This window comes from Streptomyces chiangmaiensis, assembly GCF_036281785.1.
GTDB classification, from domain to species: domain Bacteria; phylum Actinomycetota; class Actinomycetes; order Streptomycetales; family Streptomycetaceae; genus Streptomyces; species Streptomyces chiangmaiensis.
In genome coordinates this window covers 25,135-46,798 of record NZ_JAYWVC010000034.1, presented here as the reverse complement: position 1 = coordinate 46,798, position 21,664 = coordinate 25,135, and the positions used below count along the sequence as shown (strand labels likewise).

The following is a 21,664-nucleotide window of genomic DNA, read 5'->3' as shown; positions in this document are numbered from 1 at the left end:
GGCGCGGGTGAGCCTGCGGTCGCTCGTGGCCGGTCGCGCAGGCCCCCGCGTCCGTCACGGGGCGCTGCCCCGAGCCCGGGGTACCCGCCGTGCCCGGTGCACACTGGTCGTCGTAGAGCCATTGCCCGGAGGGCCCTGTGCGTCGTCGCCTCATCCAGTCCACCCTCGCCGTCGTCCTTGTGGTGATCGCCGTCTTCGGCATCTCCCTCGTCATCGTCGAGACCCGGACGATCAGCAACAGCGCGCAGGAACGTGTCGACTCCGAGGCGCTGCGGCTCGCCAGCATCGTGGACAGCCGGCTCATCGGCGACGAGAAGGTCACTGCCACGATCTTCAAGGCCCAGGTCACGGGCGACAGGTACGCGTTGATCGACATCCCCGGCCGGCCTCCCATCGCGGTCGGCACCAAGCCCGTGGGGGACGTCATCCACTCCACGGCCAAGGGTGAGCAGGGCGAGACGATCCGCGTGGAGGAGCCCCGCTCCACGGTCACCCGGGAAGTAGGCCGCACGCTGCTGATCATCGCTCTGGTCGCCCTGCTCGCGATCATTGCCGCGGTCCTGCTCGCCGTCCGCCAGGCCAACCGTCTCGCCTCCCCACTCACCGACCTCGCCGAGACGGCCGAGCGCCTCGGTTCCGGCGATCCACGGCCGCGCCACAAGCGGTACGGCGTCCCGGAGCTGGACCGGGTCGCCGACGTCCTCGACTCCTCCGCCGAGCGGATCGCGCGCATGCTCACGGCCGAGCGCCGGCTCGCCGCCGACGCCTCCCACCAGCTGCGCACCCCCCTCACCGCGCTCTCCATGCGGCTGGAGGAGATCACCCTCACCGATGAGCCGGACACGGTGAAGGAGGAGGCGACCATCGCACTGACACAGGTGGAGCGGCTCACGGACGTCGTGGAGCGGCTGCTGACCAACGCCCGCGACCCGCGCACCGGCTCCGCCGTCTCCTTCGACCTCGACGAGGTCATCCAGCAACAGCTTGCCGAGTGGCGCCCCGCCTACCGCAGCGCGGGACGGGCGATCGTCAGCTCCGGCAAGCGGCACCTGCAGGCCGTGGGCACGCCGGGCGCGGTCGCCCAGGTGCTGGCCGCCCTGATCGAGAACTCCTTGATGCACGGCGGCGGCACGGTCGCCCTGCGCACCCGTGTCACGGGCAACCAGGCCGTGGTGGAGGTGACGGACGAGGGGCCGGGCGTGCCGGCGGAGCTGGGCTCCCGCATCTTCGAGCGTACGATCAGCGGCCGGAACTCCACGGGCATCGGCCTGGCGGTCGCCCGTGACCTCGCCGAGGCCGACGGTGGCCGCCTGGAGATGCTCCAGACCAAGCCGCCGGTGTTCGGTCTGTTCCTGTCCCGCACGCCTTTGAGGACGGCTCCACAGGGGGACGAGTCGGGGCCCATGGTCAGGTGACCGCCGGGGACGAGCGGGAGCCGGTGGGGGTCGACGGATGCCCGAAGCGCCCGAGGCACACAGCCCGGTGGAGGCGTCGGCGGGTGTGGTGCCGGCTCAGCGGTGGACGCGCTGGTCCTGACGGCGCTGCCGCTCCGCCGCCTCGAGGATGGACTCCGCGCCCGCCACGGCCTCACCGGCCGGCAGCGCCCGGAAGACCCATGAGCGGTAGGACCAGAACCGGAACAGCGTGCCCAGGCCGATGCCGAGGAACTTGAAGACGTTGCTCTGCAGCGGGGTGTCCCAGCCGAACCCGTACGTCGCGATGTACAGAACGCCGTTCTCGATCACCAGGCCCGCGGCGCTGAACAGCAGGAACAGCGACATCTCGCGGGTGCTGCCGCTCTTGTCCCGGTCCCGGTAGGTGAAGTAGCGGAAGCCGATGTAGTTGAAGACGATCGCGACGACGGTGGCGATGACACTGGCACGGACCACCTGGAGCCCGGTGACATGCCGTACCAGGTTGAACACCAGCAGGTTGACCAGCAACCCCGCACCGCCGACCGCGCCGAACTTGGCGACCTCACGTATGAGCTGGTCGAACTGCCGGCGCACCGCGCCGGGGGACCTGCTTTTCAGGCCTGTGGAACCACTGCCCATCGTGTCGCCAGCCCCCGTCGGGTCGGTCCTGTCGGTCGAATCGGTCGCGTTCGCCGGCCCGGCAGGACGCGCCGAGCGGTTCCGTCAACTCCGCCATGCTAACCAGCGGCCGTGAGTCCCGCCTGTGGGCCAGTTCACGAGGACGGAAGGAAAGCGGTCGGCAAGGGCGTCGCCCGGATACGGACCGGCCACCGGGCGGCCGTCCCGCAGGGACGGAAACCGGCCGTGGTGGCGTGGCCGATACCCTGGGTGCGTGACGTTCCCGGTAGTCGGCATGGTCGGCGGTGGCCAGCTCGCTCGTATGACCCACGAGGCGGGCATCCCGCTCGGCATCAGATTCAAGCTCCTCAGTGACACCCCCCAGGACTCCGCGGCGCAGGTCGTCCATGACGTCGTCATCGGCGACTACCGCGACCTGGAGACCCTGCGTGCCTTCGCGCGGGGCTGTGACGTGATGACTTTCGATCACGAACACGTCCCCACCGAGCACCTGCGAGCCCTGGAGTCGGACGGCATCCCCGTCCGCCCGGGCCCGGATGCGCTCGTGCACGCCCAGGACAAGGGGGCGATGCGGGCGAGGCTCGACGCGATCGGGGTGCCGTGCCCGCGGCACCGCATCGTGAGCGATCCGCAGGACGTCGCCGCCTTCGCGGCGGAGGGCGACGGTTTCCCCGTCGTCCTGAAGACCGTCCGTGGCGGCTACGACGGCAAGGGTGTGTGGGTCGTGGGGTCGGCCGAGGAGGCCGCCGAGCCGTTCCGGGCGGGTGTCCCGGTCCTCGCCGAGGAGAAGGTCGACTTCGTACGGGAGCTGGCCGCCAACGTCGTACGGTCTCCGCACGGCCAGGCCGTGGCGTATCCGGTCGTCGAGTCCCAGCAGGTCAACGGGGTCTGCGACACCGTGATCGCGCCCGCCCCCGACCTGGCCGATGAACTGGCACTGAAGGCCGAGGAGATGGCCCTGACGATCGCCAAGGAGATCGGCGTCGTCGGCCACCTCGCCGTCGAGCTGTTCCAGACCCGCGACGGCCGCCTTCTCGTCAACGAGCTGGCGATGCGCCCGCACAACTCGGGCCACTGGACTCAGGACGGCGCGATCACCTCACAGTTCGCCAACCATGTGCGTGCAATCCTCGACCTCCCGCTCGGCGACCCGCGCCCACGCGCCAAGTGGACCGTCATGGTCAACGTGCTGGGCGGCGACTATCCCGACATGTACTCCGCGTACCTGCACTGCATGGCCCGCGACCCTCAACTCAAGATCCACATGTACGGCAAGGACGTGAAGCCCGGCCGCAAGGTCGGACACGTCAACACCTACGGCGACGACCTGGACGACGTGCTGGAGCGCGCCCGTCACGCTGCCGGCTACCTGAGAGGCACCATCACCGAATGAGCCCTGTTGTTGGCATCGTCATGGGGTCGGACTCGGACTGGCCCGTCATGGAGGCCGCCGCCAAGGCCCTCGACGAGTTCGAAATCGCGTACGAGGTCGACGTCGTCTCCGCGCACCGCATGCCTCGCGAGATGATCGCGTACGGGGAGCACGCCGCGGACCGCGGTCTGAAGGTGATCATCGCGGGTGCCGGAGGTGCCGCGCATCTGCCAGGCATGCTCGCCTCCGTCACCCCGCTGCCCGTCATCGGCGTCCCCGTCCCGCTGAAGTACCTGGACGGCATGGACTCGCTGCTGTCGATCGTGCAGATGCCCGCCGGTGTTCCGGTGGCGACGGTCTCGGTGGGCGGTGCCCGCAACGCGGGGCTGCTCGCGGCCCGCATCCTGGCCGCGCACGACGAGGACCTCCTCGGGAGGATGCGCGACTTCCAGCAGGACCTCAACGACCAGGCGACCGAGAAGGGCAAGCGCCTGCGCTCCAAGGTCGAGGGATCGACGGCGGGCTTCGGCTTCGGCTCGGGGAAGTGACGCCGATGACCTCGCCCTCGCTGGAGGCAGCCCGGAACCTGCTCCGTGAGTTTCCGGTGGTCGACGGGCACAACGACCTGCCCTGGGCGCTGCGTGAGCAGGTCGGGTACGATCTGGACGCCCGCGACATCGCGCACCACCAGAACGAGCACCTGCACACCGACCTGCCGCGGTTGCGCGAGGGCGGGGTCGGTGCGCAGTTCTGGTCGGTGTACGTGCGCAGCGATCTGCCCGACCCGGTGTCCGCGACACTCGAACAGATCGACTGCGTACGGCAGTTGACGGAGCGTTATCCGGCGGACCTGCGACGGACGCTGACCGCCGCCGACATGGAGGCGGCGCGCACAGAAGGCCGCATAGCGTCCCTCATGGGCGCGGAGGGCGGCCACTCGATCGCGAACTCGCTCGGCACGCTGCGCGGGCTGTACGAGCTGGGCGTGCGGTACATGACCCTCACCCACAACGACAACGTCGCCTGGGCGGACTCGGCGACCGACCGGCCGGCGGCCGGCGGCCTCACGAACTTCGGCCGCGAGGTCGTGCGCGAGATGAACCGCCTCGGCATGCTGGTCGACCTCTCGCACGTGGCGGCGACGACGATGCGGGACGCGCTGGACACGACGGACACCCCGGTGATCTTCTCGCACTCCTCCGCCCGTGCGGTCTGCGACCACCCGCGCAACATCCCCGACGACGTCCTCGAGCGCCTGCCCGCCAACGGCGGTGTGGCGATGGTGACGTTCGTCCCCAAGTTCGTGCTCCGCGCGGCGGTCGACTGGACGGCCGCCGCGGACGACAACATGCGCACGCACGGCTTCCACCATCTCGACACGACCCCGCAGGCGATGAAGGTCCATCGCGCCTTCGAGGAGCGGAACCCCCGCCCGGTCGCGACGGTCGCGACGGTCGCCGACCACCTGGACCACATGCGCGAGGTGGCGGGCGTCGACCATCTCGGCATCGGCGGCGACTACGACGGGACGGCCTTCACCCCGGACGGCCTCGGCGATGTCTCGGGCTACCCGAACCTGATCGCCGAACTGCTGGAACGCGGCTGGTCGACGTCCGACCTGGCCAAGCTGACCTGGCAGAACGCGGTGCGAGTGCTGAGCGCGGCCGAGGACGTGGCCCGCGACCTCCAGGGCAAGCGGAGCCCGTCGAACGCGACGCTGGATGAGCTGGACCGCTGACGCCGAGGAGGGCGGGCCTCGGCCCCTCGGCGTCGGGGGCGAAGGCCGCGCAGCACGGAAAGGGGCACCCCGCAGGGTGCCCCGGAAACTTCCGTGCGCTGCCGCGACCGGCCGCGCGTGTTACGGCAGGTTGCGTGCCATCACGATGCGCTGGACCTGGTTGGTGCCCTCGTAGATCTGCGTGATCTTCGCGTCGCGCATCATTCGCTCGACCGGGTAGTCGCGGGTGTAGCCGTAGCCGCCCAGCAGCTGGACGGCGTCCGTGGTGACCTCCATCGCCACATCCGAGGCGAAGCACTTCGCGGCGGCGCCCTGGAAGGTCAGGTCGCTGTCGCCGCGCTCCGACTTGGCGGCGGCCGCGTAGGTGAGCTGGCGGGCCGCCTCGATCTTCATCGCCATGTCGGCGAGCATGAACTGGATGCCCTGGAAGTCGGCGATCGGCTTGCCGAACTGCTTGCGCTCCTTGACGTAGCCCTTGGCGTAGTCGAAGGCGCCCTGGGCGACACCGAGCGCCTGGGCGGCGATGGTGATGCGGGTGTGGTCCAGGGTCCTCATCGCCGTCGCGAAGCCGGTGCCTTCCTCGCCGATCATGCGGTCGGCCGGGATGCGGACGTTGTCGAAGTAGACCTCGCGGGTGGGGGAGCCCTTGATGCCGAGCTTCTTCTCCGGGGCGCCGAAGGAAACACCCGGGTCGGACTTCTCGACGACGAAGGCCGATATGCCCTTGGAGCGCTTCTCGGGGTCGGTCACGGCCATGACCGTGTAGTACTCGGAGACGCCCGCGTTGGTGATCCAGCGCTTGACGCCGTCGAGGACCCAGTGGTCGCCGTCGCGGACGGCCTTCGTCCTCATGCCGGCCGCGTCCGAGCCCGCCTCGGGCTCGGAAAGGCAGTACGAGAACATCGCGTCGCCCTTGGCCAGCGGCCCCAGGTACTTCTTCTTCAGCTCCTCGGAGCCGGAGAGGAGCACCGGCAGGGAGCCGAGTTTGTTCACGGCCGGGATCAGCGAGGACGACACGCAGGCACGCGCCACCTCCTCGATCACGATGACCGTGGCGAGCGCGTCCGCCCCGGAGCCGCCGTACTCCTCGGGCACATGCACCGCGTGCAGGTCGTTTGCGACGAGGGCCTCCAGCGCCTCCTGTGGGAAGCGCGCCTCCTCGTCCACCGCGGCGGCGTACGGCGCGATCTTCGCCTCGGCCAGCGAGCGGATGGCGTCGCGGAGCATGGAGTGCTCCTCGGACGGGCGGTACAGGTCGAATTCAGCCGATCCGGCCAAGGTCTCTCACGCTCCAAGGAAGCTGCGGTGCCGACGCTAATTACCGTTAAGTAACCCAAATTTTAGGGGTACGCCCACCCGAGTGATACGTGAGCTTGGCGACAGCGGGGAAACCTGCCCGCCGAGAGGCCCGGCTATGCTCGGGCACCGATTCACCGCCGTCCCCCCTGGAGCACCCCATGAGCCTCAAGATCACCGTGATAGGGACCGGCTATCTCGGCGCGACCCACGCCGCGGCCATGGCCGAGCTCGGGTTCGAGGTGCTGGGTCTCGACGTCGTGCCGGAGAAGATCGAGATGCTGCAGCGGGGCGAGGTCCCCATGTACGAGCCCGGTCTCGAGGAGCTGCTGCGCAAGCACGTCGAGGGCATCGAGGGCTCCACGGGGCGGTTGAGATTCACGATGGACTGGGCCGAGCTGGCCGCGTTCGGCGACATCCACTTCGTCTGTGTGAACACCCCGCAGAAGCATGGTGAGTACGCCTGCGACATGTCGTACGTCGACGCCGCGATCGCCTCTCTTACCCCCCACCTGAAGGGCCCCTCCCTCGTCGTCGGCAAGTCGACCGTGCCCGTCGGCTCCGCGGACCGCCTGGCCGCCTACCTCGCCGAGCACGCGCCCGCGGGAGAGGACGCCGAGCTGGCCTGGAACCCGGAGTTCCTGCGCGAGGGCTTCGCCGTCCAGGACACGCTGCACCCCGACCGGATCGTCGTCGGCGTGCGCAGCGACCGGGCCGAGAAGCTGCTGCGCGAGGTGTACGCGACGCCGATGGCCGAGGGCTCGCCCTTCGTCGTCACCGACTTCCCGACCGCCGAGCTGGTGAAGACCTCCGCGAACTCCTTCCTCGCCACCAAGATCTCGTTCATCAACGCGATGGCGGAGGTCTGCGAGGCCGCGGGCGGCGACGTGGCCCGGCTGGCCGAGGCCATCGGTTACGACGACCGGATCGGCAAGAAGTTCCTGCGGGCCGGGATCGGCTTCGGCGGCGGCTGTCTGCCGAAGGACATCCGGGCCTTCATGGCGCGCGCCGGAGAGCTGGGCGCCGACCAGGCACTGACCTTCCTGCGTGAGATCGACTCCATCAACATGCGCCGCCGCGGTCAGATGGTGGAGATGGCGCGCGAGGCGCTGGGCGGCGGTTCCTTCCTCGGCAAGCGGGTCGCGGTGCTGGGTGCGACGTTCAAGCCCGACTCCGACGACGTACGCGACTCGCCGGCGCTGAACGTCGCCGGGCAGATCCATCTCCAGGGCGGTCAGGTCACGGTCTACGACCCCAAGGGCATGGAGAACGCCCGGCGCCTCTTCCCGACGCTCGGATACGCCGGCTCCGCGCTCCAGGCGGTCCGCGGCGCCGACGTCGTGCTCCACCTCACCGAGTGGCGCGAGTTCCGTGATCTGGACCCGGCCGAGCTGGGCCGTGAGGTCGCCTGCCGCATCGTGCTGGACGGCCGCAACGCGCTCGACCCGGAGCTGTGGCGCCGGGAGGGGTGGACGTACCGGGCGATGGGCCGCCCCACGGCGTGAGGAAACCGGTGACGCCGGTCCGGCCGAGGCTCAGTCGGCCGGACCGGCGTCGGGTTGCATTCTGCCCCACGGTCGTCACGGGCGAGTGGCGAGTCCCCAACCTTGCGGGTGATACGCCTACTTCGCCCGGTACCGCCGCATTTTTGCGCGCGCCCCGCACACCGCCATCGAGCACCAGCGGCCCTTCCCGGCCGGGCTGCGGTCGTAGTAGGCCCAGTGACACTCGGGCAGTTCGCAGGCCTTGAGGCGCAGCCAGGTGCCCGCCGTGAGCGACTCCGCGACGGCCGCGGCCACCCGGGAGAACAGGGACCGCTCGTCGACGGGGGCGAGGAGCGCCGAGCCGTCCCGCTCGTCGACGGCCACGTACAGGGGAGCCCGTGCCAGCAGCTCGCCCAGGGGTGTCACCTCGCGGTGCGGGGGATGGCCCGCGTGCGCCAGGCAGACGGCGCGCAGGGACTCGCGCAGCTCGCGCACGTCCGCCAGCTCCTGTTCGGTGACGCCGAGCTCGGCGCGCCCCTCGGGTGTGTCCAGGCGATCGCTGCCGGATTCCAGGTCCACGGTGTTGACGAGGGCCTCCACCAGGGCGAGACCGCCGGGAGCGGGGGGTCTGTCACTCATGTCTGGGACCTCATGGCGGCGACGTTACCTTTCGCGATTCCCCTTGCGACGTTACCTCCAGTGCGGGAGCATGCGGTAACGGTTACCGGTTAACTGCCTCTACAGGTAACGAATGGTCACCATGGATCACACAGACCGGAACCACAGACTCCGAGGAGGAAGTCATGGCACTCGCCAAGCTGGGCGTCGTCGTCCTGGACTGTCCCGACCCCCGTTCGCTCGCGGGGTTCTACGCCGAGGTGCTGGGCGGCACGGTGGAGGGCGACGACGACTGGATCGACCTGAAGGCACCGGACGGGCAGGCACTGGCCTTTCAGGCCGCCCCCGGGTACGTACCGCCTGCCTGGCCGGCCCCCGACGACTCGCAGCAGTTCCACCTGGATCTCGTCGTCGACGACCTCGACGCGGCCGAGAAGGAGGTCCTCGCACTCGGTGCCGAGCCGCTGGACGCGGCGGACCGCTCGCGCACGTGGCGCGTCTACGCGGATCCGGCGGGGCACCCGTTCTGCCTCTGCGCCGGCTGAACCGGACGCCCGTTCTCGGAGGCGGTCACCATGGCACAGCCGGTCGCCCGTATGCCGTCCGTCGTCCTGGACCGCCCGGATCCCCGCGTGCTCGCGGAATGGAGGCGATCGGAGGCGGCCCAGGAGAAGGCGCTCGCACTCGGCGCCCGCCCGCTGGACGTGAACCACCCGAACGGCAAACGGGACTTCCGGGTGTACGCGGATCCGGCCGGGCACCCGTTCTGCCGCTGCCGGATCGAGCACGTGTAGATGGGCCGGCCCGGCGGATCAGCCGTCCAGATCGGTGATCTTCGCCATGGACGCTCCCCGGCGCTGCTGTGCGGAGCGAGCCGTGAAGTCGGCGGTGCGCAGTACGCGCTGGACGTTGCTCCAGGTCAGCAGGGACAGGTCGGCCTCGGTCCAGCCGCGGACCAGGAGTTCGGCGATCAGCCGCGGATAGCAGGAGGCGTCCGCGAGGTCCGAGGCGTGCGCGGCCCCGGAGTCGTAGGCCCCCGACAGGCCGACGCACTCCGGGCCCGTGAGCGCCCGGACGTGGTCGAGGTGGTCGGCGACGTCCCGCACGGTCGGGCCCGTCTGCTCCGCGGCGAGCGGAACCAGGCACAGCCCCTGTGCCCGGCCGACCTCGGCGAGCACGTCGTCGGGGAGGTTGGCCGGGTGCGTGCGCACAGCGCGGGCCCCGGAGCGGGTGAACACGGCCGGCGCCTTGGACAGTTTGAGGGTGCGGTGGACCGTGGCCGCCGAGGCGCCCGAGAGGTCGGGGAGGACGCCGAGGCGGTCCATCTCGCGCACCACCTCCTCTCCGAAACGGGTGAGCCCGTCACCACCCGCCCAGGACGTGCCGGAGAGCGTGAGAAGTCTGAGCCCGAGGGCGCGCAGGATGCGCAGGACGCCGAGCGAGTCGCCGAGCGCGCAGGCCCCCGCGGGCCCGATGACGACGGAGACACGGCTGCGGTTGCGCAGGTCGGTGATCTGCGCGGCGTCGTCGGCGAGCCGCAGCCCTTCACGGTGGGCCCGTACCGCGGTCCTCACCAGATCCAGCAGGTCGAAAGTGGCCAGCACGGCCCGGTCGCCCGTCGGCTCCCCCGGCAGGTGCAGCGACCAGAACAGCGCGCCCACATACCCCTGCCGCAGTCGCGGCACGTCCGCGTCCCCGGCACCCTCGCCGAACTCCACGTCGTACCGGGGCAGATGCCGCAGCGCCCAGGGCACCCCGCTGTAGCCGACCGCCACGGGATGCCCCGCGAGGAAGGCACGGGCGCGGTCGAGGGCGTCGGTACCCGCCTCGGCTGTTGTGTCCTCGGACCGCGACGGTGGTGCGGGCGCCGGGTCGAGGTCGCCGACGGCCTCGGCGATGGTGTCCAGTTCGTCCTGAAGATCGGCCATGACGGGCTCCGTGGGTCGTGATCATGGTTCGGTTCACGGTCGCACGGCGGCCCGACGGATTCCTGGTGGGTGAACCGTTCGGGGGTATGCGAAGGGCCCCGCCGTACCACTCGGCGAGGCCCTTCGCGTACCGGCGCCCAGGGCTCAGTTGCCCGACACCGTCACCGTCTGGTCGTTCTTCAGCTCGTTCACCAGTGTCTTCACCTTGGCCTTGTCCCACAGCAGGTTGCCGCCGGAGGAGCCGGCGAGCGGCATGTTCATCGATTTGCCGTCACCGCCGCTGACGCTCTTCATCGCCCAGAACATGGTCGCCAGGTTCCACAGGCTCATGTCCTTGTCGACGGACAGGGAGTCCAGGCCCGCGCTCATCGTCGGGTAGAGCTTGAACGGGTTCAGGACCGTCGACGGGGTGGCCACCTGGTGGGCCAGGGCGGAGAGGAACTTCTGCTGGTTCTTCGTGCGCTCCAGGTCGCTCGTGGCGAAGGCGTGCCGGGTACGGACGAATGCCAGGGCCTGCTCACCGTTGAGCGTCTGCGTGCCCGCCTTGAAGTCGGCGCCCGAGTACTTGTCCTTGAAGCCCTTGTCGATGGTGATGTCGACGCCGCCGACCGCGTCCACGATGTTCGCGAAGCCCCCGAAACCGATCTCCACGTAGTGGTCGATGTGCAGACCGGTGTTGTACTCGATCGTGCGGACCAGGAGCGTCGGCCCGTCCTCGGCGTACGCCGCGTTCAGCTTCACATGCCGGCCCGTGCCCTTGAACGTCTTGCCGGACTGGGACCCCACATAGCTCGGGATCTCCACGTTCGAGTCACGGGGCAGTGATATCAGCGTGTCGCCGTTGTCCCCGACGTGCAGGATCATCATCGAGTCCGTCCGCTTGCCCTCGGCGGACCCGGTGTGCAGCTTCTTCTTGTCCTCGGCGGACATGCCCGCGCGGCTGTCGGAACCGACGATCAGGTAGTTGGTGCCCTGGCCCGCGGCGGGCCGGTCGATGACCTTGGAGAGGTCGACGTCCCGGTGGAGCTTGGAGTCGGCCCAGAAGTAGGTGGCCACCGAGGTCACGACCAGGACGGTGACCAGCGTGATCACGGTCCACTTGATGCGGCGGCCCCAGCTGGGGCGCTGCCGATAGTGCTGGAACTCGTCGTCCGGGGCGTCGTCGTTGGGTATGTAGCCGCCGCGTCGGCCGCCGCCGTAGACCTGGCCCGTGTTGTAGCCGCTGTTGTAGTCGCCGTACCCCTGGTCGTCCTGGTAACCGCCCGGGTAGGCCGGCTGCTGCGGCACCCTGCCGTACGGCGGCGCGCCCTGAGGGCCGCCCGGTGCACCGGGCGTGCGCCGGACCTGTCGCATCACGCGCGCACTCTCCGGCTGTGCGCCGGCACTGCCGCGTCCGTAGCGGTTGCGGCGGCTGTCGTCGGACCATCCCTCGGACCAATCGTTCATGGGCCCCAGTGTGCAGGGTCGAGGTATGGGCCCCACAAGGGGCGGCGAAGAACGGGGTCAGGGCTGTTGCGAAGCTGACACAAAGTCTCCCCGAGTGCGCGCCCGCATAAGGTGGACGCCATGACAGACCAGGCCCCAGCCCCGGAACCAGAAATTCCGGGCCAAACCACGGGCGATTTCCACGGGAAGCCCACCTCCGCGTCCCGGACCGCCCTCAGCCACATCATGACCCACAACGACACCAACCTTCTGGGCACGGTGCACGGCGGTGTGATCATGAAACTCGTCGACGACGCGGCGGGCGCCGTGGCCGGCCGGCACTCCGGAGGCCCCGCCGTCACCGCGTCCATGGACGAGATGGCGTTCCTGGAGCCCGTCAGGGTCGGCGACCTCGTCCATGTGAAGGCCCAGGTCAACTGGACCGGCCGGACCTCGATGGAGGTCGGCGTACGAGTCCTCGCCGAGCGCTGGAACGAGTCGACGCCGCCCACCCAGGTCGGTTCCGCCTACCTCGTCTTCACCGCGGTCGACGCCGACGGCAAGCCCCGGCCGGTACCGCCGGTCATCCCGGAGACGGAGCGCGACAAGCGCCGCTACCAGGAGGCCCAGATCCGCCGCACCCACCGCCTGGCCCGTCGGCGCGCGATCATGGAGCTTCGGGAGCAGCGGGTGGCGGAGGGCCACCGGGACTGAGAAGGCGCGGCGGAGGCGGAGACCCGAGGGTCAACGGCGCCGAGGGCCCAGGACGTGGCTCACGGGCACACCACCTGGTCCCCGGTCACCACCTGCTCCGGATTCTGCGGCTCCGCCACCTTCACCCGTTGCACCTGTGTGAAGTCCGTGCCCGCGATCACCTTCAGCGTCGGGCCCTGGCCCGGTGTGGGGCGCAGCTCGCTGCCGGGCAGGGCCGCCGCCAGCGACTTCGCCGAGCGGTCCCAGCGTGGGTCGTAGACGACGACCGTGCGCCGCACCGACCGGTCCGTCGCGTTCGCCGGCCGGCGCGTCGTGTGGAATCCGCTGGCCGACAGCCCGTCGTCCACACGCCGGCCGAGCCCCTCCGTGGGTGTCCCGTTCTCGACCTGCACCTGGATCTGCTGCGGGGGCACGTCGACGCTCACCACGGTCGGGCTCTTCGTCTTCGGGCGGGACGGGGCGAGCGGCTTGTCGTCGCGCAGCGACTGGAACAACGCCCGCGCCTTCGGGTCGTCCCACTTCACCGTCGAGCCGAAGTCCTTGACCTGGAAGGTCATCTGCCCGATCGGCACGGTCGCGAACTCCGACGAGCGCGGTGAGAAGTTCCGCATCGCCCGGCCGAGGTCGAGCAGCTCGTCCGTCCCGAAGCCCTGGTCCGCCCGCACCGAACCGAGTACGGCCCGCGTCACGTCCCGGAGCTTCATCGGATTCAGCAGCACACCCGACGACGTCGCCCGGTCGATCAGTGCCGCAAGGAACTTCTGCTGCCGTTGCATCCGGCCCAGGTCGGACGCTCCGTCGACGTGCCGGGACCGCACGTACTGCAGCGCCTGCCCGCCGCCGAGCACATGCGTGCCCGCGGGCAGATTCAGCCCGGTGAAGCGGTCTTTCAGCGGCTGTGGGGTACAGACCCGCACACCCCCGAGCACATTCACCGTCTTCATGAAGGTGATGAAGTCGACCTCCATGTAATGGTCGATCTTGAGGTGCGTCATGTCCTCGACCGTGCGCACGGTCAGGCTGGGGCCGCCCTCCGCGTACGCCGCGTTCAGCCTGAGCGGATGGGCCGGGTGCTGTGCCCCGGTCGCGGGATCGGCGTGGGCCGCGACCTCTGTGTAGGTGTCGCGCGGCAGGCTGACCACGGTCGCCCGCTCCCGGTCCTCCGAGATGTGCACGATCATGATCGTGTCGGTGCAGTGGCAGGGGGTTCCGCCCAGCCGGAACGCCTGTCGCTCCTTCTCCGTGACCTTGTCCCGGCCGTCGGTGCCGACCAGAAGGATGTTCGTGCCGTGGCCCGCGGCGGGGCGGTCCTTCATGTCTCCGAAGGGGTTGATACGGGAGATGCCGCCGTCGAGGACGGTGAGTGCCGCGTGCGCGATGCCGGCCGATGCCAGAACCCCCACGGACAGTGTCGTGACCACCCGCGTGGGCCAGCCCGGTTTCCTCCGCCGTACGGGCGGCCGCCGGGCGTGAGACCGGCGGGCCGGCTGACGGCGCGCGGGCGTGCGGGTCGGCGTGGGCACGGGGGAGACCTCCGCGGGGCTGGGCGTGGGATCCCTGAGCACGGTAGGCCGATACGATCTGCGGCTCTCGGGTGGCGCGCATCGGTGTCCCCCGTTCGCGGTAACGTGAGGTTCCTATGAACGCCAAGCCCGACGTGCAGCTCCCCGCCGTGTCTGTGATCATGCCCGTCCTCAACGAGGAGCGGCATCTGCGCGGAGCCGTCCAAGCGATTCTCGCCCAGGAGTACGGCGGCGAGATGGAGATCGTGATCGCCCTGGGTCCCTCCACGGACCGCACGGACGAGATCGCGGCCGAACTGGTCCGCGAGGATCCGCGCGTGCACACGGTCCCGAACCCGACCGGCCGTACGCCCGCCGCGCTCAACGCGGCGATCAAGGCCTCCCGCCACCCGATCGTGGTCCGTGTCGACGGGCACGGCATGCTCTCGCCGAACTACATCGCGACCGCCGTGCGCCTCCTCGAGGAGACCGGCGCGCAGAATGTCGGCGGCATCATGCACGCCGAGGGCGAGAGCGACTGGGAGCACGCGGTCGCCGCGGCCATGACCTCGAGGATAGGAGTCGGGAACGCGGTCTTCCACACCGGCGGCGACGCCGGCCCGGCGGAGACGGTCTACCTGGGTGTCTTCCGACGAGAGGCGCTCGAGCAGCAGGGCGGCTACAACGAGGAGTTCATCCGCGCCCAGGACTGGGAGCTCAACTTCCGCATCCGTGAGGCGGGCGGCCTCATCTGGTTCTCTCCGGAGCTGAAGGTGGCGTACCGCCCGAGGCCCTCGGTGCGGGCCCTCGCCAAGCAGTACAAGGATTACGGGCGCTGGCGGCATGTCGTGGCCCGCTACCACGAGGGCTCCATCAATCTGCGCTACCTCGCCCCGCCGACCGCGGTCTGCACGATCGCCGCGGGTATCGTCGTGGGCGCCGTGCTGACCCCGTGGGGCTTCCTGATCCCCGGTGGCTATCTCGCAGCGATCGTCCTCGGTTCGCTTCCCGCGGGCAAGGGTCTGCCGTCGCGGGCGCGGCTGCAGATCCCCGTCGCCCTTGCGGCCATGCACATGTCCTGGGGCTGGGGCTTCCTGACCAGCCCCAAGACGCTGGCGAAGAAGGTCATCGCATCGCGGCGGCCGGCGGTCGTCGTCTCCGACTGAGCACCCCTGCGTGCCGCGGTCGGGGCCTTCTCCGGGTGGAGGGGCCCCGACCGTTGCGGTCACCAGGTGTAGTTCGGGTCCACCTTCATGCACTCCTCGGCCGCGCCATTGAGTATGTTCGCCGACGTCGGGGTCCTGTTGTCCTCCTTCGGCCCCTTGTACGCGGTGCCCGCCCGCCAGTCGGAGCCCACGACGAGGGTGACGCCGGAGACATCCGTCGACTGCTGCACCGAACTCGCCGGGATGCCCAGAACCTTGGCGACTCGCTGGGCGTCGCCCTTCAGGTCCGCGCTCGGATAGCGGATCAGCGACTTCTCCTCGGAGAGGAGCGTCGAGGAGTCGGCCCTGGCTTCGGTGAAGCCCTTCTCGCCGAGGAACTGGGCCACCGTGCCGGCCCGTCCGCTCACCGGCGCCAGCGTGGACGTCCGGGTGCCGTTCTGCACCTGGACGGCGATCTTGTCGTCGCTGTCCGTCGGGGCGGTCGTGGGTTCGGTGGTGGTCTTCTTCTTCGTGCCCTTGCCGTCCAGCGATATGTCCTCGCGCACCAGACGGAAGAGCTGCTCCGCGTCGCCCGGCTTCGGTACCACGCGGGCACCGGCGTACTCGTACGGCATCGTTGTCAGCGTGATGCGGTTCGCGGGCACCTTCTTCAACTCGTTGCTCAGGTCGTAGAGCTTTGTGACCGAGCCGAGCCCCTTGTCGACGGTGAGCGCCTGGGTGGCCGTCTCCGCGAGCATGCGGAGCTTGTTCGGGTTGCCCAGGGTGGCGTTCTCGCGCAGCTGGCGGACCATCGCGCCCATGTACTGGTGCTGTGCCTTGGTTCGGGCGATGTCGCTGCCGTCCTCGAACCCGTAGCGCGTGCGCAGCCACTGCAGGGCCTGCTTGCCCTTGACATAGGTGGTGCCCTTCTCCAGCTTCAGGCCCGAGCCGTGACCGGAAGCGGTGTGCGAGTAGATGTTCTTGTCCACACACACCGGAACGCCGCCTATCGCGTCGGCCATCGAGACCACGCCCGCGAAGTCGACCATGATGAAGTGGTCGATGTGGATGTCGGTGAGCTTCTCCCAGGTGGCCACCGTGCAGCCGGGGCCGCCGCGGCCGAGTGAGTCGTTCGTCATCGCCAGGGACGTCGTCGCCTGGAAGACGTGCTCCGTCACGGGGTCGGTGCACTTGGGGAGCGGCAGCAGCGTGTCGCGCGGCATGCTGACCACCGACATGTTGGTGCGGTCGGCCGAGAGGTGCAGCAGCATCTGGACGTCCGCACGGGGTGCGCCCCCGAAGGTGTCCTTGGCGCCGCCGAGTTCCTGGTTCTCCTTGGAGTCACGCGCGTCCGACCCGATGAGAAGGATGTTCAGCGGTGTCTGGCCCGCCGCGTTCGGCTTCGGCGCCGTCGCGCGGTCCTTGGCGTCGCCGATGTTGAGATCGTCCTTCTTGATGTTGTTGTTCAGGTGCTGGTAATAGAGGTATCCCGCGCCGGCGGTGCCGAGTATGACGACCGCCAGGACGGTCGCCGACCAGCGCAGAACCCGGCGTCTGCGGCGTGGGTGGCCCTTGCTTCCGGCGCCGCTCCCTCGCCCCCCGCCCCGCCGGCCGCCGCCCTCCTGGACGCCGTCGTCGTGCTGGTCGTAGAGACTGTCGTCCCAGCCCAGTTCACCGGCCTGCCGCACATGTGGTCGCGCCCCCTTTCCACGCACACCGCTCTGCACCAAGTCCTGCCTCCCCACCCGGCGCCCGACAACGGGTCCGTCCCGCGATCCGGCAGACGCCCCGTCGCGCCTGCGGTACCTCGCAGTTCGGCGGACCGCATGTCGGGTCCCACCGGATATGCCTCGCGTTCAGTTACTAGACGCCTGACGCGCCCGACAGGATGCATCCCACCGGGCGCGACTGCGTTAAGTAGGACGCGTGAGTGGCTGCTGAGGTCACTTGGCACACTGAACCTTGTCCGCCGTGGACTTGTCGACGTCCGGCGCCTTCGTCGGCGCCGTCAGTGGCACTCCGGCCTCCTTGAAGTCCTTGCCCAAGGTCAGCACGATCGCGGGCAGTCCCTGAGCGTTCTTCTCGCTCTGGCCCGGCTTCATCGCCGCCGCGGGCAACCCCATGATGTCCGCCAGCTTGCGTGCCTGGTCGGCCTGGTCGGGAGCGTATTCAAGAGTCGTCTTGCTCAGTGGCGCGTCGGCGTTGCCGAGTTGGCTGGACTTGAGAACGCCCTGGTTGTTCTGCAGCCAGTTGAGGGTCTGCTGTGCGCTGCCGCCCGGGGCACCGCCGTTGTAGATGTCGACACGGATGTCGGACGCGGCCGAGCGGGAGCCCTTGAGACGGTCGTCCACCGCGGTCTGCTTCTGCTTCTGCTGCTGCTTGACCTCGGTGAAGGAGACATCGCCCCTGATCGCCTCGAAGACCCCGGGGGCCTTGTTCTTGTCCACGATGACCGTCTTCTTGACCACGCCGTCCGCCGGGTTGTCGAGGACCGGCACCGTCGTGAAGGTCAGGTTCTTGGGGTTGAGCTTGCCCAGCTCCAGACCGAGGTCCTTCAGCTTGCCGATGCTGTTGATCTTGGAGTCGACGGTCAGCGCCTTGGTCGCGGCCTCCGCCACGTCCAGCGTCTTGGTGGGGTTGGTGAGGGTGGCGTTGGACTTCAGCTTGCGCATCAGCGCGCTGAGGAACTGTTGCTGGAGCTGGATGCGGCTCAGGTCGCCGCCGAACCCGACGGAGTGCCGCGTCCGCACGAAGGCGAGCGCCTGCTCACCCGCGATGTTGTGCGTGCCCTTCGACAGCTTGAGGTGCGAGTCCGGGTCGTTTATGTCCTTGCCCAGACAGACCTCGACCCCGCCGACCGCCGACGTCAGCGTCTTGACCGCGTTGAAGTCGGCGACCATGAAGTCGTCCGGCGTGATGCCGGTCAGCTCGGTGACCGTGCGCATGGTGCAGCTCGGCGTGCGGCCGTCCTGGCCGAGGCTTGTGTTGAAACGGACGTCCTGCGTGCCGGGGATGGTCTTGGTAGTACCGTCGGCCTGCTGCGTCGGGCAGTCCGGGACGTTGACGATCAGGTCGCGCGGGATGCTCAGCGCGGTCGCGTTCGAGCGGTCCTTGGAGACGTGGAGAAGGATGTTGGTGTCGGCGTGCCCGACGCTGCCGGTGTCGCCGTACCCCGTGTTGCCCTTGCCGGTGCGCTTGTCGGTGCCGATCAGCAGGATGTTGATCGGCTTGTCCTTCTGGAAGCCACCGGTGCCCGCGCCGTCGTCCGAGACGGACGTGATGTTGTTGTTGAGGTGCTTGATGTAGAGGTATCCCGCCGCGGAGACCGCCACGAGGATGAAGGCCATACTGCCGCCGGTCCACAGCAGTACCTTCTTGGCCTTGCCCTTCTTGGGGTTCGTACGCCCACGGCGCCGCCCCGGCGGCGGCTCCTCGGGCGCCCCCCGCCGGCGGCGCTGCCCCGGGAGGGTGTCGGGGGTCGCCTTGTCGGGGACCGCTCTGTTCGGGGCCGCCCGGTCCGGGGCTGCCTTGTCCGGGGCCGGCCTTCGAGGGCCGGGGGCCGTGCGAGCGCCCCCCTGAGCACCCCCCGACGGAGTTCCCCGCCGCGGCCTCGGCACGGCCGAATGCGGAGCGGAAGGGCTCAGTCGCAGTTCGTATTCACCGGTGTTCGGGTTGAGTACCCACTGGTCTGCGGGGTCGATGTTGTCCGCCCGCCCACGGCCTTGCGCGTCCACGGTTGTCCGAATCCTCCGTCGGGGCCACGCGGCGCCTTCCCCCTCGAGGCGCTCGGGTCTCTTCAGTCAGTGCGCGAACCCAGACGGATCTCACGGGCATGGCACCGGGTCGCTCACACTATCCGCCCAGTTCAACGTCGAGCGATGGCGGTGACAAATTCCACTCCCATACAACCGGGCAATTCGTCCTAATTCCGCGATAGTTCTTAGCTCACACGTCCCTCGTCTTGGTGTGCGCTTTACCCGCAGGCGTCCTGGGCGGCCGTGTTTCCCCGGAAAGTGGGCGGGGGTGTCGGGGGCCGGTCAGGAAGAACCGAACTGACGGATGTCTTTCCACTGGACTTTCCGTCGCCGTACGACTCCGTGCCGTCACCGTCACCAGGTGCCTTGTTGTTCATTTTTGGTGATGAATTGTCTGCAACTTCCTTCGTGACCTCGACAGGCTGGTCCGTGCGCAGCCGCGTGAAGAGTTTCTGCGCCGCGGGTTCCACGAGTTGGTCGCGATCGGTGTCGTACGGGTACGGGGTGCGCGGTGCCGTCAGGAACTGCACGTCGTCCGTGGGGAGGTTCCGCAGCCCGCGCACGAGTTCGTAAAGCGCGCGCAGGCTCGCCAGGGCCGGGTCCGTGGTGAGGGACGAGGTGGCCGCGTCCAGCATGGGATACAGCTTGACGGGATTCAGCAGGACGTCGTCGCTGCGCACCTTGCCGACCAGTGCGCCGAGGAAGCGCTGCTGGCGGTCCATCCGTTCGGTGTCGCTGCCGTCGCCGAGGCTCTTGCGGGCGCGCACGTAGCCGAGTGCCTGCTCGCCGTTGAGCGTCACCCGGCCCGCGGGCAGCTTCAGGTCGGCGGCCTCGTCGTCGATCGGCTGCTTCAGGCACAGCTCGACGCCGTCTACCGCGTCGACCATCTTCTTGAAGCCCTCGAAGTCGACGACCATGTGGTGGTCGATCCGGATGTTCGTCAGTTTCTCGACGGTACGGATCGTGCACGCCGAACCGCCGGTCGCGAAGGCGTGGTTGAACATCGTGAAGGTCGCCTCGCTGCGGCTGCCGTCCGGCCGGCGGCAGCTGGGCACGTGCACCATGAGGTCGCGGGGGAGGGAGACCGCGGTGGCACTGCGCCGGTCGGCCGCGAGGTGCAGCAGGATGGCGGTGTCGGACCGCTCGGTTCCGGAATCCCGCCCGTATCGGCTGTTGCCGGCACCCGACCGAGAGTCGGACCCGATGATCAGGATGTTCAGCGCGCCGCGCACAAGTGCCGTGGGCCGCTCCTTCTCGTAGCGGGCGAGCTCGGCGGCGGCGTCGTTGTCCGCGGTGATGTTCGAGTTCAGCTTCTCGTACGCGGCCCATCCGGCCCCCGCGGCACCGAACAGCAGTACGGCCGAAACAAGGGAGGAGCTGCGTATCCAGCGTCGGCGCCGTCGGCGCCTGAGCCCGGTGCCGGTCGGGGAGGCACCGACGGGCGCGCGAGGGCCCGGTGCGGCCCGCTTCGGCCGCCGTGGGGTGCCTTCGCTGGTCACTGCCGGGTCCACCGCCTTGTGACGTACGAGCGTGCAGGGCTCTTACGACCATGGCCCCGGGTGGGCCGCGGGGGCGGCTGGTACTACGCCGAACGGGGGATGGGGCCACGCTCCGGGAGCGGCGCGGTGAAGGGTGGGATCAGCCCTGGAAGGTGAGCCGGGGGGGCGGGAGCGGCCCCGCCCGGGGAGCGGTACCGGGCGGGCCGCCCCCGACGAGCCGCGGCGGCCCGAAGGGCCCCTCGCCCGGTACTCCCGGCGCCGCTCAGCGGAGCGCCGTCGCCGTGACCCGCTCGCTCTCGATCCGCTTGGCCAGCGCATCCTCGCCGAGCTGCGCCACGTGCCGGCAGAGAACCACCGAAGCCCCGGTGGCCAAGGGGGCGTACAACCCGGCGCTCAGTCCTTCCCAGGTGTCGTACGGCAGCCCGGACAGCAGACGTGAGCCGGGTCCCGTCAGGCCGAGGTCGGGCGCGTCCGCACGTGCCCGCTCCACGACCTCCGCGCCCGTGTACTCCGCCCCGGCGACGATCAGCGCCGGCTCCTCCGGGTCGACCGGCGCGTACGGCTGGAAGCGGTCGCCCTGGCTCGGCACCTCGACCGCGTAGTCGAGGAAGCCGTCCGGGGTCTGCGGGAAGCGACCGCCGAGGGGGCGCAGGGGGAGGGCGACGCGCTCCCCGGAGCAGGCGCGCGCCGCGTCGAGTGTGTCGGGTCCGCTGACGACCACGCCAGCGGCGCCGGCATTGCCGCCGACGTCCGCGACGACGCCCACGGACGCGCACGCGAGCAGCCACACCGCCGTCTGCCAGTGAGCGGGCAGCAGCAGCGCGACGCGGTCGCCGGGCTCGGCGGCGAGATCGCCCTGGAGAAGGTTGGCGGTCTTGGCCACCCAATTGGCGAAGGTGGCCACCGAGAGTTCGACGCGTTCACCCGTGGCGTCGTCGTAGAAGGTCACCAGGGGGCGTGCGGGGTCCGCGGCGAGCGCGGATCGCAGCAGGTCGGCAGGGGTGGGGTCGGTGGCGTTCACGCGCGCAAGGGTACGCGGGAGCGGTCGCAGGGGCTCGGCGGCGGGCGGGTGAACGGACCACCGGTTCGGGCGAGCAGATCCGACGGTCCGTCAATTCCTAGATGGACATATAT

At 69.7% G+C, this 21,664-nt stretch carries 18 protein-coding genes and 1 pseudogene; 9 read left to right on the top strand and 10 right to left on the bottom strand.

Annotated elements, in window-relative coordinates; genetic code table 11:
- The first annotated feature begins 137 nt into the window (after positions 1-137).
- A complete protein-coding gene (locus VXC91_RS13765) occupies positions 138-1,415 on the top strand; it encodes an ATP-binding protein (protein ID WP_329507447.1) in 1,278 nt (425 codons plus the stop codon).
- 96 nt (positions 1,416-1,511) lie between these two features.
- Here VXC91_RS13765 and VXC91_RS13760 read toward each other — a convergent pair whose 3' ends face one another.
- Positions 1,512-2,054: a GtrA family protein gene (locus tag VXC91_RS13760; protein WP_329507446.1), complete on the bottom strand. Its 543-nt coding sequence runs from the start codon at positions 2,052-2,054 to the stop codon at positions 1,512-1,514.
- 253 nt (positions 2,055-2,307) lie between these two features.
- On the opposite strand from VXC91_RS13760, the gene VXC91_RS13755 reads away from it, so the two are divergent.
- From VXC91_RS13755 to VXC91_RS13745, 3 genes are read left to right on the top strand one after another with little or no spacing between them, the layout of a single operon-like run.
- Positions 2,308-3,447: a 5-(carboxyamino)imidazole ribonucleotide synthase gene (locus VXC91_RS13755; RefSeq protein ID WP_329507445.1), complete on the top strand. Its 1,140-nt coding sequence runs from the start codon at positions 2,308-2,310 to the stop codon at positions 3,445-3,447.
- A complete protein-coding gene (gene purE / locus VXC91_RS13750; protein ID WP_329507444.1) occupies positions 3,444-3,974 on the top strand; it encodes a 5-(carboxyamino)imidazole ribonucleotide mutase in 531 nt (176 codons plus the stop codon). Before VXC91_RS13755 ends, purE begins: the two co-directional genes overlap by 4 nt.
- Positions 3,975-3,979: 5 nt before the next feature.
- Positions 3,980-5,164 carry a dipeptidase gene (locus VXC91_RS13745; protein ID WP_329507443.1) on the top strand — a complete coding sequence of 395 codons (1,185 nt, stop codon included), beginning with the start codon at positions 3,980-3,982 and terminating at the stop codon, positions 5,162-5,164.
- A gap of 120 nt (positions 5,165-5,284) precedes the next feature.
- On the opposite strand, the gene VXC91_RS13740 is transcribed toward VXC91_RS13745, so the two are convergent.
- Positions 5,285-6,442, bottom strand: coding sequence for an acyl-CoA dehydrogenase (locus VXC91_RS13740; protein ID WP_329507442.1), 1,158 nt, complete (start codon positions 6,440-6,442; stop codon positions 5,285-5,287).
- 179 nt (positions 6,443-6,621) lie between these two features.
- Here VXC91_RS13740 and VXC91_RS13735 point away from each other — a divergent pair, with 179 nt between their 5' ends.
- On the top strand, positions 6,622-7,965 hold the full coding sequence (locus VXC91_RS13735; RefSeq protein ID WP_329507441.1) for a UDP-glucose dehydrogenase family protein: 1,344 nt from the start codon (positions 6,622-6,624) through the stop codon (positions 7,963-7,965).
- Positions 7,966-8,082: 117 nt separating this feature from the next.
- Here the strand turns inward: VXC91_RS13735 and VXC91_RS13730 are convergent, their stop codons facing one another.
- The gene (locus tag VXC91_RS13730) at positions 8,083-8,583 is read right to left on the bottom strand and encodes a CGNR zinc finger domain-containing protein (protein ID WP_329507440.1); all 501 of its coding nucleotides are present in this window, start codon (positions 8,581-8,583) and stop codon (positions 8,083-8,085) included.
- 164 nt (positions 8,584-8,747) lie between these two features.
- On the opposite strand from VXC91_RS13730, the gene VXC91_RS13725 reads away from it, so the two are divergent.
- Together VXC91_RS13725 and VXC91_RS13720 are read left to right on the top strand one after the other, a co-directional pair.
- The gene (locus tag VXC91_RS13725) at positions 8,748-9,107 is read left to right on the top strand and encodes a VOC family protein (RefSeq protein WP_329507439.1); all 360 of its coding nucleotides are present in this window, start codon (positions 8,748-8,750) and stop codon (positions 9,105-9,107) included.
- A 93-nt stretch (positions 9,108-9,200) separates the two neighbouring features.
- Positions 9,201-9,356 (top strand): annotated as a pseudogene (locus VXC91_RS13720) (VOC family protein); the annotation flags it as partial.
- 18 nt (positions 9,357-9,374) lie between these two features.
- Here VXC91_RS13720 and VXC91_RS13715 read toward each other — a convergent pair.
- Positions 9,375-10,490, bottom strand: a complete 1,116-nt coding sequence (locus VXC91_RS13715) for a dipeptidase (RefSeq protein WP_329507437.1) — start codon at positions 10,488-10,490, stop codon at positions 9,375-9,377.
- A gap of 144 nt (positions 10,491-10,634) precedes the next feature.
- Positions 10,635-11,936 carry an LCP family protein gene (locus VXC91_RS13710; protein WP_329507436.1) on the bottom strand — a complete coding sequence of 434 codons (1,302 nt, stop codon included), beginning with the start codon at positions 11,934-11,936 and terminating at the stop codon, positions 10,635-10,637.
- A gap of 120 nt (positions 11,937-12,056) precedes the next feature.
- Between VXC91_RS13710 and VXC91_RS13705 the strand changes: the two genes are divergently transcribed.
- Positions 12,057-12,629 carry an acyl-CoA thioesterase gene (locus VXC91_RS13705; protein ID WP_329507435.1) on the top strand — a complete coding sequence of 191 codons (573 nt, stop codon included), beginning with the start codon at positions 12,057-12,059 and terminating at the stop codon, positions 12,627-12,629.
- Between the two features lie 59 nt (positions 12,630-12,688).
- Here VXC91_RS13705 and VXC91_RS13700 read toward each other — a convergent pair whose 3' ends face one another.
- Positions 12,689-14,152 carry an LCP family protein gene (locus tag VXC91_RS13700; RefSeq protein WP_329507434.1) on the bottom strand — a complete coding sequence of 488 codons (1,464 nt, stop codon included), beginning with the start codon at positions 14,150-14,152 and terminating at the stop codon, positions 12,689-12,691.
- 116 nt (positions 14,153-14,268) lie between these two features.
- Between VXC91_RS13700 and VXC91_RS13695 the strand changes: the two genes are divergently transcribed.
- Positions 14,269-15,297, top strand: a complete 1,029-nt coding sequence (locus VXC91_RS13695; RefSeq protein ID WP_329507433.1) for a glycosyltransferase family 2 protein — start codon at positions 14,269-14,271, stop codon at positions 15,295-15,297.
- Positions 15,298-15,356: 59 nt separating this feature from the next.
- Here VXC91_RS13695 and VXC91_RS13690 read toward each other — a convergent pair whose 3' ends face one another.
- The 4 genes from VXC91_RS13690 to VXC91_RS13675 form a co-directional block, all read right to left on the bottom strand.
- Positions 15,357-17,006: an LCP family protein gene (locus tag VXC91_RS13690; protein WP_408057382.1), complete on the bottom strand. Its 1,650-nt coding sequence runs from the start codon at positions 17,004-17,006 to the stop codon at positions 15,357-15,359.
- Positions 17,007-17,219: 213 nt separating this feature from the next.
- On the bottom strand, positions 17,220-19,010 hold the full coding sequence (locus tag VXC91_RS13685; protein ID WP_329507431.1) for an LCP family protein: 1,791 nt from the start codon (positions 19,008-19,010) through the stop codon (positions 17,220-17,222).
- Between the two features lie 239 nt (positions 19,011-19,249).
- Entirely contained in the window at positions 19,250-20,530 is a 1,281-nt protein-coding gene (locus VXC91_RS13680) for an LCP family protein (RefSeq protein WP_408057381.1), read from the bottom strand.
- Positions 20,531-20,792: 262 nt separating this feature from the next.
- On the bottom strand, positions 20,793-21,551 hold the full coding sequence (locus VXC91_RS13675; RefSeq protein ID WP_329507430.1) for a TIGR03089 family protein: 759 nt from the start codon (positions 21,549-21,551) through the stop codon (positions 20,793-20,795).
- Positions 21,552-21,664: the final 113 nt, after the last annotated feature.